The organism is Pseudomonas sp., assembly GCF_050739995.1.
GTDB lineage: Bacteria > Pseudomonadota > Gammaproteobacteria > Pseudomonadales > Pseudomonadaceae > Aquipseudomonas.
This window is the reverse complement of record NZ_JBOICG010000474.1, coordinates 1-10,921: the sequence shown is the minus strand read 5'-3', so window position 1 is coordinate 10,921 and position 10,921 is coordinate 1. Positions and strand designations below refer to the sequence as shown.

Below are 10,921 nucleotides of genomic sequence, written 5' to 3'. Positions count from 1 at the left end.
GGGCAGGCGCAGGTCAAAGGTCCGCCGAGCGTAATAGCCTTCACAGATCCACCGGACCGAGACAATGGCCAGCTGAATCCGCTCACGTTAGAAGTAGTTAGCGGCTTCTATCCAGTTCGGTTCCCAGAACAACGTGTCCAGGTGTACCACCGGAGCCGTGAGGCGCTTGCCCAGTTCACGGGCCAGGGTTGATTTACCGCTGCCGGCGTTGCCGAGGATGATGATGCGTTGCATGGGCAAATCCTTTGCTGAAAACATAAAAACCCAAGGTTCGTCCCAGGTGGTTACAGGCGTGCACGCCACACTGAGTGCTTTCGCCCCATTTTCGGGCGCAGCTCATAGAGAGCTCAGCGCAAAAGCGCCTGTCTCCAGCCTCAGCACCAACGGCCCGTATCTTGCTTGAGCCAGTTTAATCAATGACATGGCATTTTGCTTCTAGTCATTTCTAGGTGGGTTTGGGGAGTGGTCGGCCATGCACAGTCTTTTATCACCCGGTATCCGTCTGCTCGGTCGTTTCGGTTTTGCGCGCAAGTTCCAGATCCTGTTCTTCCTGTTCATGTTGCCCTTGGCCGGAAGCCTGTGGCTGATCGGGCTGGACTATCGTGACAAGCTCGCGGTGATTGCCAGTGAACAGTCGGGCGTTCGCCAGCTGTTGGCCCTGGACATGCTCGACGGCCAACTCACCGCGCAACGCAACCTCGCCGCACGCTGGAAAGCCTTGGACATCCTGCACACGCCAACCCCCGCCGCACAGGCAGCGATGGATAAGGTCGATGCCGGCAACCCGCTGATCCTGCAAAGCCTGCAAGCCCTGGGCGATGCGCTCAACACCCCGCGCGCCAGTGCCGACACCTTGGCGCGCTTCGAGTCCTTGCAAGCCACCGTCAAGGGTATGGACACTCAGTCCCTGCGCACCGTGGGCTGGTGGCCGGACGGCTATGACCGCTTCACCGCCGCCCTGACTGCCATGCAAACCCTGCGCGAACAGATCACGCTGGACACCGGCCTGATCCTCGACCCGTGGCTGGAAACCTACCTGCTGATGCAGATCTCCAGCCAGCACACCCCAGACCTGATCGAGCGCATTGGCCGCACCGCCAGTGTCGGTGAGTCATCCATCGCCTCGGGGCAGTTCACCTTGCAAAGCCGGTTGCAGATGCGTGACCTGCGTGGCCGCATCGGCGACGCCCGAGACCAACTGGTCAAGGCTGCCGCTTCGCTCAAGGCCAAGCAATATCCGGGACTTGAGCCGTGGAGCGCGCAATACGAAGCCAGCCTGCAATTACTCGATAACCAACTCAAGGCGTTGGACGAGGGCGTGTTCGGCGGCACCATCAAACTCGACACCGCCGCGTTCGACAGCAGTGTCGACGCCATGCTCGGTGCACTGGGCGCGCTGCGCAGCCAGTCACTGCATGCGCTGGATGCACGCCTGGATTATTACCGCGAGCAGTCGCTCAAGCAGTTCATTCCGGTGGCGGCGACGTTCAGCTTGTTGGCGTTAGCGGCGCTGTACTTGTTCATGTGCCTGCAAGCCTCGATCCGCCGCAGCGCCAGCGGTATCACCACACTGGCCGAGTCCTTGCGTGACGGTAACCTGTGCGTCGAAGTGGCGGTGGAGGGCCGCGATGAACTGGCGCTGATCAGCACCGCACTCAACGTCGCCGTGGTGCAATTGCGCACCAGTCTGCTGGGGGTCAATCACGAAACCCAACAACTCGGTTCGGCCGTACTGACCCTTAACGCGCAATCGGGCAGTACCCTCACCGAGGTCGAAGACCAGCAACACCAAATCAGCCAGATCGCTGCCGCCGCCACCCAATTGGCCGCCACTTCAATGGGCGTCGCCAGGAGCTGTGAACAGGCCTCTGGAAGTGCACAGCACACTCGGCGCATTGCCGAGGACAGCAGCCGCGACAGCCAGCGCACCACGGCGAGCATCCAGCAGCTCAACCAGCGCCTGACCGACACCGCCAACGCCTTGGAGCAGGTCAGCCAGCAAGGCCAGCAGATTCAATCGGTGGTCGACACCATTCGTGGTATTGCCGAACAGACCAACCTGCTGGCCCTCAACGCCGCCATCGAAGCTGCCCGCGCCGGCGAACAGGGTCGAGGGTTTGCCGTGGTGGCCGACGAAGTACGCAGCCTGTCGCAACGCACCCAGGCCTCCACCGCGCAGATCGCCGGGACAGTGGACAGTTTGCGCGCCACGGTCAGCCAGGCCGTGAGCCTGATGGGGGCTGCGTGCGACCAGGCCCTGACCGATGCCGAATCCGTCACTGGCCTGGGCACGCGCCTGGGCGAAATCGCCGGCGCCGTGCAAAACGTTACCGACACCCTGGCGCAGATCGCGGCGGCAGTGGAAGAACAGGCCGCTACGGCGGATGAAGTGAGCGGCAATATCCAACAAGTGGACCAGGCCGCAGGGCGCCTGCTCGACGGCGCACGGGCGGTGAACCTGGCGGCGGATAGCTTGAGCAAAGGCAGCCGGGCGTTGAGCGATAACACGGCGCGCTTTCGCTTGGACTGAGTGGTGGCTCTTTGTAGTGAGCGGGCAAGCCCACTCACTACAAAGAGCAAAAACACCGTGAATGAATTGTCGGCACTCCCGGGCGTTGGCGTAGTCTCTTTGCAAGACACCCCACTTTCGCTTAGCGGAGCTACCATGATCACTGTCCACCACCTCAACAACTCGCGCTCGCAACGTATCCTCTGGCTGCTCGAAGAACTCGGCCTGCCCTATGAAATCAAGCGTTACCACCGCGACCCCAAGACTAACCTCGCGCCGCCCGAACTCAAGGCCATCAACCCGCTAGGCAAATCCCCGGTGATCGAAGATGGCGCCCTGGTATTGATCGAGTCCGCCGCGATCACCGACTACCTGATCCGTCGTCACGGTGAAGGCCGTTTGCAACCCGATCCCAGCACCGCCACCTACGATAAATACGTGCAATGGCTGCACTTCGCCGAAGGCTCGGCCATGCTGCCGCTGATGCTCAATCTCTATGTCGGCCGCTTGGGTGAGGCGGGTGCGCCGCTGCATCCGCGCATTGAGTCGGAGGTTGCCAATTACCTGGGTTACCTGAACGACGTGCTGGCGGATACGCCGTATCTGGTGGGTAACGAGTTAAGCGGTGCGGATATCCAGATGAGCTTTATCGGCGAAATCGCCAGGGCCCAGGGCAAGCTGCAGGCGTATCCGAACCTGGCGGCGTGGGTGCAGCGCTTCCAGGCACGTCCGGCTTATCGCAAGGCGGTAGAGCAGGGCGGGGAGTATGCGTTTGCCAAATAGGACGCAGACTTGCGCTCCTTTCGGCATATGCCAATAACGAAGCTCTTTGAAATTTTTTATTCTTTCCTGACCTAGCCGAAGATCATGCACAGTCCGGCCTTGCCGCGATGACTTCCCATCGCGCTTCAACAGCAAGGCTGAACGGCCGTAATCCGCACGGAGCATGTCATGGGTGTGAACCAGAACCCACATTTCGGCCTGATCGGGCAGATGTTCAAGAGTGATTACAGCTGGCTGTGTTCCCGTGTTGGCCGGGCCATGGGTTGCCCCCATGGGGCTCAGGACATTGCTTCGGAAACCTTCTTGCGGGTGCTGGCGTTGCCGGACCCGGCGGCGATCCGCGAGCCGCGTGCCTTGCTGACCACCATCGCACGACGGCTGATGTATGAAGGCTGGCGTCGCCAGGACCTTGAGCGGGCCTATCTTGAAGCGTTGGCCCTGGCGCCGCAGGTGGTGCATCCCTCGCCTGAAGAACGTTTGCTGTTGATCGAAACGCTGCTGGAGGTGGACCGTTTGCTCAGCGGGTTGTCGGCCAAGGCCAAGGCGGCGTTCCTGTATCACCAGTTGGATGGTTTGACCTATGTACAGATTGCCGAGCGGTTGCAGGTGTCAGTGAGCCGGGTTCAGCAATACATGGCCGATGCCTTCAAGCGTTGCTACCTGGCGATGGCGCAACCATGAGTTCTAAAGCGCCGGACGAGGCGATGATCGAGGAGGCGGCGCAATGGATGGCGCTGCTGCAATCCGGCCATGCCAGTGCCCAGGAACACACGGCATTCCGGCGTTGGCGCGAAGGCGACCCAAGGCGGGCAGAGGTGTTCAACCGCATGGGCAGCGGCATGGCCATACTGGGCAACGACGAGTTGCGGCGTATGCCCCGCGACAGCCTGTTGCACACCTTGAATGCACCGTCGGGCCGTCGTGGTTTTATGCGTAATACCTTGGCGTTGGTGGGCGTCGCGGCGTTTGCGGGGCTGGTGACGCGGCTATCCGACGGCTGGCTGCCGTTAGGCGCGTTGCGCACCGGCACCGCTGAGCGCTTGAGTGTGACCCTGGAGGACGGTAGCGCGTTGACCCTGGCGGCACGCAGCAAAGTGATGCCGCACTTTGATGCTGGGCAACGGTTGTTGCAGTTGCTGGAGGGGCAGCTGTGGGTGGATGTGAGCAAAGACAGCCATCGGCCGTTTATCGTCGAAACCGAACACGGCCAAATGCGCGCCTTGGGCACGCGCTTCCTGGTGCAGCAGGGGCAGGCGCACACCCAGATCGTCATGCAGCACTCCCAGGTTGAAATCACCACGCGTAGCGGTGCGGTGCAGGTGCTCAGTGCCGGCCAGAAAGCCACATTCGACGCCCAGGGCATCCTGACCCTGGAGGCTGCGAGCGGTGGCGAAGCCGCCTGGACCCAGGGCCGGCTGGAGGTGCGCGACCGCTCCTTGGGCGAGGTGGTGGACGCGTTGCGTGATTACCGGCGCGGCATCATCCGCGTCAGCCCCGCAGCGGCGAGCTTGCGCTTGAGCGGGATCTTCCCCTTGGATGACACCGACAGCGCCCTGCAATTGCTGGCTAAATCCTTACCGGTGCAGATCGACCAGCACAGTGCCTATTGGGTCAGCATCGACCGTCGATAAAAATTCATCGCAGGCTCTATAAAAATCCCGAGGTTGTTGCACAACCCCATGCAGGCATGGGTTTGCCTGCCTGTGCGTCATCCTCGCGAGCGTTATAACCCCATGCTTTTTTGGCCTAACGCCGACCTATAAAAACCCCTGATTGGTTGTTCAACCCACCAAACGGACATCACTGATGGGAAGCTTAACCATGCATTTCACACACCCGCGTCGCGCCTCTCTGGCGGCACTGTCTTTGGCGATTGGCATGACGCTGTACGGCCACGGCACCATTGCCCTCGGGCAGCCGTTGGCGGCGGCCGCGCAGGTTCAGACGTTTGCCTTCGATATCGCCAGCGGCCCGCTCGACCAGGCGCTGTTGACCCTGTCGCGCAGCAGTGGGCAGATCATTTCCTTCCAGCAAGACCTGGTGCAAGGCTTGAGCAGTGCGCCGGTGCGCGGCACCTTCACTACCGAACAGGCGTTGCAACAAGCGCTGCGTGGCTCGGCCCTGGAAGCGCTGCCTAGCGGTGACGGCGGCTGGGTGTTGCGCCGGGTGGCCAAGACGCCGACGGCGGCGGTCAAGGCGGCACCGACGGCGGCTAAAGTACCGGGGGATGTGGCCTTGGAAAAAGTCGTGGTCACCGGCTCACGCATCGCCCGCGCGCAGGTCGAAGGGCCGTCGCCGGTCACGGTGATCAGCGGCGAAGAGATCACCAGCCGTGGCTACAAGAACGTCTATGACGCCATCGCCTCGCAAACCCAGAACACCGGCATGACCCAGGGCGAAGACTACGGCAACACCTTCCAACCGGCCGCCAGCGCCCTCAACCTGCGCGGGTTGGGGCCGAACCATACGCTGGTGTTGATCAATGGCCGACGTGTGGCCGACTACCCCACGGCGTACGACGGCACGGTCAACTTCACCAACCTGGCGAACATTCCGGCGGTGATGATCGAGCGCATCGAGATCCTCAGCAGCGGCGCGTCGGCGGTGTACGGTTCTGACGCCATTGCCGGCGTGGTCAACATCATCCTCAAGGACAAACTCAGCGGTGTGGATGTGAACGTACGCGGCGGTTATGCCGAGCGCGGCGGCGGTGACAACCAGCGCCTGCAGATCAGCGGCGGTGACAGCTGGGGCGATTTCGACGGCGTGTTCGGCCTGGAACTGAGCAACCGCCAACCGATCTGGGCCAACCAGCGTGGCTTCATGACCGACGGTCCGCCGGTCAACGTCGGCTACCGGCGCAACCTCGACACCGGTGCCTACCTCGGCCCTGGCTGTGCGGCCTATGGCGGGATCTTCAACGGCAAACTGGGCAACACCGGCAACCGCTGCACCACCAACCAGTACTACAACGACTACTCCACTATCCAGGCACAAAAGGAAAACTACGACGGCTACACCCGGGGTACCTGGCATTTCAGCGACAGCGGCAAGGTGTTCGCCGACCTGCTGTTCGGCTTCGACCATATCCAGAACAACACCCGTGGGCCGAGTTTCACCTCGCCCGATTTCATCAACCAGAACACCGGCAACCTGGAGCGCTGGTCGCGTACCTTCGCCAGTGAAGAAATCGGCGGCAAGACCAGCAACAACAGCAAATGGCGCGAGCTGTCATGGACCGGCACCCTGGGCCTGGAAGACAAAATAGCCGACACCGGCTGGGGTTATCAGATCGCCGCGAACCGCTCCGAGTACAGCAGCACTCGTAGCACCCGCTACACGCCGTTGAGTGGCATCCGCGATTATTATCTGGGGCCGCAGTTGGGCACCCAGGATGGGCATCCGGTGTTTGCCCCGGACCCTTCGCGCCTGGACCAGCCGCTGACTGAGGAACAATGGCGGCAGTTTCGCGGCAACCTGGTGCAAAAGAGCAAGTCGGTGTCTCAGACCTTCAGTGCCAACATCAACGGCGACCTGTTCGAGCTGCCTGCCGGGCCGGTGGGCTTTGCCGGCGTGACCGAAGTGGGGCGCCAGTCCTACAGCGTGCATGCCGATGACCAACTCAATGACGGTACCTTCTACAACACCACGCCCACCCGCAACTCGGGCGGCGCTCGCGACCGTTATGCGGCCGGTGGTGAGTTCAGCATTCCGCTGACCGATACCTTGCTGGCATCGGCTGCCGGGCGTTGGGACCAATACAAATTCAGTGGTCGCTCCGAGCAGCAGAAAACCTACAACCTGGGCCTGGAATGGCGGCCCATCAGCAGCTTGCTGTTTCGCGGCAGCTACGGCACCAGCTTCCGCGCGCCTGACCTCAATTACCTGTATCAAGCCCCCACCAAGGGCTACAAACCGGACCAGATCGATTACTACGGTTGCAGCAAGGGCCTTGAGGGCGCCTGTGATCGCGGACGCGTGGACTACACCCAAAGCGGCACCCCGGACCTGGCTTCCGAGCGTGGTAAATCCTGGACCTATGGCTTCGTGTGGTCGCCGTCGCCGCAGTTCGATTTCTCCGCCGACTTCTGGCGCGTGCAGATCAAAGACCTGCTGACCACCGTCGACATCAACCGCCTGTTGCAACAGGAAGACCAATGCCGCAACGGCTTGCTCGATGCGGCCACCTGCGCCGACGTGCTGGCTCGCGTGCAGCGCAATGCGAGTACGGCGGCGGTCGACCCGAACAAACTGCAACAGGTGTATGTCAACGCGATCAACGCCGCCAGCGAACGGGCCAGTGGCCTGGATTTGAAAAGCAATATCCGTTGGGGCGCGGGGCAATACGGTGCGTTCAGCTCAACCATCGGCTACAGCCTGGTGCTGTCCCACTACCTCAAGGAGTCGGACGAAGCACAAACCCAGAACCTGCGCAGCAGCACCAACAACTACGACTGGCGCAGCAAGGTCAATGCCAGCCTGACCTGGGATTACCAACACTTCACCAGCACCCTCACGGCGCTGCGTTATGGCAGCGTGACCAACGGCGCCGGTGACGGGCGCTTGTCGCCGTGGACCACCTTCAACGCCAGTGCGCGCTACCAAGTCAACACCCAGGCCAGCGTCGGGCTGACCGTCAACAACCTGTTCAACACCTACAAGCATGACGACTCTGCCGGCTGGCCCTATTACCCGGTCGGCAACTACGACCCCTATGGCCGGCAGGTGTGGCTGGACGTGAGTTACCACTTCGGCCAGTAGCATAAGCACATGCGTTAACGGTCTAAACGGGCCTCTATAAAAACCTCGGCGTCGACGCACAACCCTGCATACCCAGACATTGGACAGGGAGCCCTCGACGCCATGCTTGAACCCAAACACATTGGTTTTCTACTGACCTTCGCCGCCGCCACCGTGGCGGCGGCTGACCCGCAGAGTGACGAAAGTCCCTCGCTGATCCCGCAACTGCAACGCATCGAAGTCACCGGCAGCGCCATCCGCCGGGTCGATGCGGAAACCGCTGTGCCGGTGACGATCCTGCGCACCGACGAGCTGAAAAAACAGGGTGTCACCACCACCGAGCAACTGGTCAGTCGCATTGCCGCCAACCAATCTTCGGTGGGTTCTGGCCGTTCGATTGGCTCCAGCAGCGGCGGCGCGGCGTATGCCGATTTGCGTGGCATCGGCCCCAACAAAACCTTGGTGCTGCTCAACGGCCGGCGCCTGAGTAATAACGCGACCAGCGCGATCAATGCATCGGGCGTCGACCTCAATACAATCCCGTTTGCCGCCATCGACCGTGTGGAAGTCCTGCGCGACGGTGCCTCGGCGCTGTATGGCACGGACGCCATCGGCGGGGTGATCAACTTCATCACCAAGAAGAGCGTGACCGAAGGCCAACTGACCGTGGGCGGCAGCACACCGACCCATTCCGGTGGGGGTGACACCCACAACATCAGCGGCAGCTGGGGCTTCGGTGACCTGGAGGAGGATCGCTTCAACGTGTTCGGCGTGGTCAGTCACGACAAACAGCAGAGCCTCAAAGCCAAAGACCGTGACTACACCTACAACTATCAGCCGGGCCGTGGCCTGGATTACTCATCGGGTGTGTCTTCGCCGGCCAACTGGAGCCAGGGCTCGAATGCCAGCAACCCATTGGCCGCGTCCGGTTGCAACGCGCCCGGCTTGATCGCCCGCAGCGGCATTTGCCGACAATCGTTGTGGAGCTACCTGGACCTGGTGCCGGAAACCGAAAAAACCTCGTTCTTCGGCAAGGCCAGCGCCAAGCTGGCCGACGATCACACTGCCAGCCTCGAATACTTCTGGGCACGCAATCTCAACCGCACCCAGATCGGCCCGGGCTTGTTGCAGGGGTTGCAAGTGCAGCCCGGCACGCCGTTCTACCCTGGCAACGGCATCACACCGGGGCCAACCCACTTTGCCCTCGATCCGACCCAACCGGTCGATGTGAACTGGCGCGAAAGCGAGGTGGGACCGCGTAAGCATGAGGACGATAACGTCAGCCAGCGTCTGCTGTTGACGTTCGAGGGCACGGCGGCGGGTTGGGATTACAACGTCGGCGCGGCCTACAACCAGAACAAAGTCACCAACGCGATCCAAAGCGGTTATGTGGATGACCGCGCGGTGGCCAACGGCATCAATACCGGCGTGATCAATCCGTTCGGCCCGCAGTCGGCGGCGGGCAGGGCATTGCTCGATGCCAGTGTGGTGGACGGTGACTACGCCACGGCCGTCGGCCGGGTTAAAAGCCTCGATGGGCGCGTGAGCCGTGACATTGGCGATTGGTTTGGCGCCGGACCCTCGGCCTTGGCACTGGGCGGTGAATACCGCAAGGAGGATTTTCACCAGGTCTTTGAAGACTTTGCCGCCAATGTGCAAAGCCTGGGGATCGACCCGGCCGGCAGCGTTGCGGGGGACCGCACGGTGTCGGCGCAGTACGCCGAGGTCAACGTGCCGGTGCTCGACAGCCTGGAAGTGTCGGCGGCGTTGCGGCACGACAAATACAGCGACTTCGGCAACACCACCAACCCCAAGTACTCGTTCCGCTTCCAACCGTGGCGTGAGTTGGTGGTGCGCGGTGCCTACAGTGAAGGGTTTCGTGCGCCGTCCTTGTATGAGTTGTACAACCCGAACAGCACCGGCTTCACCAACGCCAACTACAACGACCCGCGCCTGTGCGCCGGCGGCTCACCGAGCAACGGCGGCCTGGCCAACCGCGACTGTGCCCAGCAGTTCTTCAGCCGCACGGGCGGCAACCCGGACCTCAGTCCCGAGACGGCGCGCAACGTGACGCTGGGCTTTGTCTATCAGCCGGTACGCGATCTGTCCGTGGGCCTGGATTTCTGGTGGATCAAGATCGCCAACCAGATCGCCGAATTCCCCGAGTCGGCGGTGTTCGAACAGCCCGACCTGTACCCCGAGCGCATCGTGCGCAAGGCCGATGGTTCGATCGACCACATCGTCACCGGGCTGGCCAACCTGGGCAAGGTTAAGACCAATGGCGTGGACGTCAGCGTCGATTACCGTTTTCCCGAGTCCAGGCTGGGCCTGTTCGGCGCCAACCTGCAAGGCACTTACGTCAACAGCTACGAGTACCAGCAGCAGCTCAAGGGCGCGTTCATCGACAAGCTTGGTGACTACCGCGGCGGTGACTTCGCCTCGGCGGGGGCCGTGGCCCGCTGGCGCCACAGCCTGACCGGCACCTGGAGCAAAGGCCCGCTCGGCGCCTCTCTGACCAACCGCTACACCAGTGGCTACAACGACTACAACCGTGCGTATCACGACAAGGTCAGCGCCTGGAGCGTCTGGGACCTGGCCGGCACCTACACCTGGCGCGACACCGCCCAAGTCACGGTCGGCGTGCAGAACCTGTTCGACCGCGAACCGCCGTTCAGCAACCAGACCTCGACCTTCCAGAGTGGCTACGACCCGCGCTATTCCGACCCGTTCGGGCGCACGTTGTATAGCCGGGTTTCCTACAACTTTTGAGTGCGAAAGACATTCGCCAAAACGATGCAATTTGAAGGTGGGAGCTGGCTTGCCTGCGATGAGGTCGTGTCATTCGATGCTTCAGTCATTGACATACCGATATCGCAGGCAAGCCAGCTC

At 61.9% G+C, this 10,921-nt stretch carries 6 protein-coding genes and 1 pseudogene; 6 read left to right on the top strand and 1 reads right to left on the bottom strand.

The annotated features are described in order from the left end of the window. Window positions 1-234, bottom strand: a pseudogene (locus tag ACRESD_RS15735) (AAA family ATPase); the annotation flags it as partial. Window positions 235-472: 238 nt separating this feature from the next. Here ACRESD_RS15735 and ACRESD_RS15730 point away from each other — a divergent pair. From ACRESD_RS15730 to ACRESD_RS15705, 6 genes are all read left to right on the top strand, one after another. Next, on the top strand, window positions 473-2,530 hold the full coding sequence (locus ACRESD_RS15730) for a methyl-accepting chemotaxis protein (protein WP_431751767.1): 2,058 nt from the start codon (window positions 473-475) through the stop codon (window positions 2,528-2,530). Window positions 2,531-2,665: 135 nt separating this feature from the next. Beyond that, window positions 2,666-3,292, top strand: a complete 627-nt coding sequence (locus ACRESD_RS15725) for a glutathione S-transferase family protein (RefSeq protein ID WP_431751766.1) — start codon at window positions 2,666-2,668, stop codon at window positions 3,290-3,292. Between the two features lie 168 nt (window positions 3,293-3,460). After that, complete coding sequence (locus ACRESD_RS15720; protein WP_431751765.1) at window positions 3,461-3,973, top strand: sigma-70 family RNA polymerase sigma factor; 513 nt, start codon at window positions 3,461-3,463, stop codon at window positions 3,971-3,973. Next, window positions 3,970-4,923: a FecR domain-containing protein gene (locus tag ACRESD_RS15715; protein ID WP_431751764.1), complete on the top strand. Its 954-nt coding sequence runs from the start codon at window positions 3,970-3,972 to the stop codon at window positions 4,921-4,923. Before ACRESD_RS15720 ends, ACRESD_RS15715 begins: the two co-directional genes overlap by 4 nt. Before the next feature lie 190 nt (window positions 4,924-5,113). Beyond that, window positions 5,114-8,053 (top strand): TonB-dependent receptor, encoded by a 2,940-nt coding sequence (locus tag ACRESD_RS15710; protein ID WP_431751763.1) that lies wholly within the window; start codon window positions 5,114-5,116, stop codon window positions 8,051-8,053. A 102-nt stretch (window positions 8,054-8,155) separates the two neighbouring features. Next, on the top strand, window positions 8,156-10,801 hold the full coding sequence (locus ACRESD_RS15705) for a TonB-dependent receptor (RefSeq protein ID WP_431751762.1): 2,646 nt from the start codon (window positions 8,156-8,158) through the stop codon (window positions 10,799-10,801). The last annotated feature ends 120 nt before the right edge of the window (window positions 10,802-10,921 follow it).

What these genes read in the sequence shown, in the direction of transcription:
- ACRESD_RS15705 (WP_431751762.1), top strand. Translation starts at nt 8,156, where the DNA reads ATGCTTGAACCCAAACACATTGGTTTTCTACTGACCTTCGCCGCCGCC.
- ACRESD_RS15725 (WP_431751766.1), top strand. Translation starts at nt 2,666, where the DNA reads ATGATCACTGTCCACCACCTCAACAACTCGCGCTCGCAACGTATCCTC.
- ACRESD_RS15730 (WP_431751767.1), top strand. Translation starts at nt 473, where the DNA reads ATGCACAGTCTTTTATCACCCGGTATCCGTCTGCTCGGTCGTTTCGGT.
- ACRESD_RS15720 (WP_431751765.1), top strand. Translation starts at nt 3,461, where the DNA reads ATGGGTGTGAACCAGAACCCACATTTCGGCCTGATCGGGCAGATGTTC.
- ACRESD_RS15715 (WP_431751764.1), top strand. Translation starts at nt 3,970, where the DNA reads ATGAGTTCTAAAGCGCCGGACGAGGCGATGATCGAGGAGGCGGCGCAA.
- ACRESD_RS15710 (WP_431751763.1), top strand. Translation starts at nt 5,114, where the DNA reads ATGCATTTCACACACCCGCGTCGCGCCTCTCTGGCGGCACTGTCTTTG.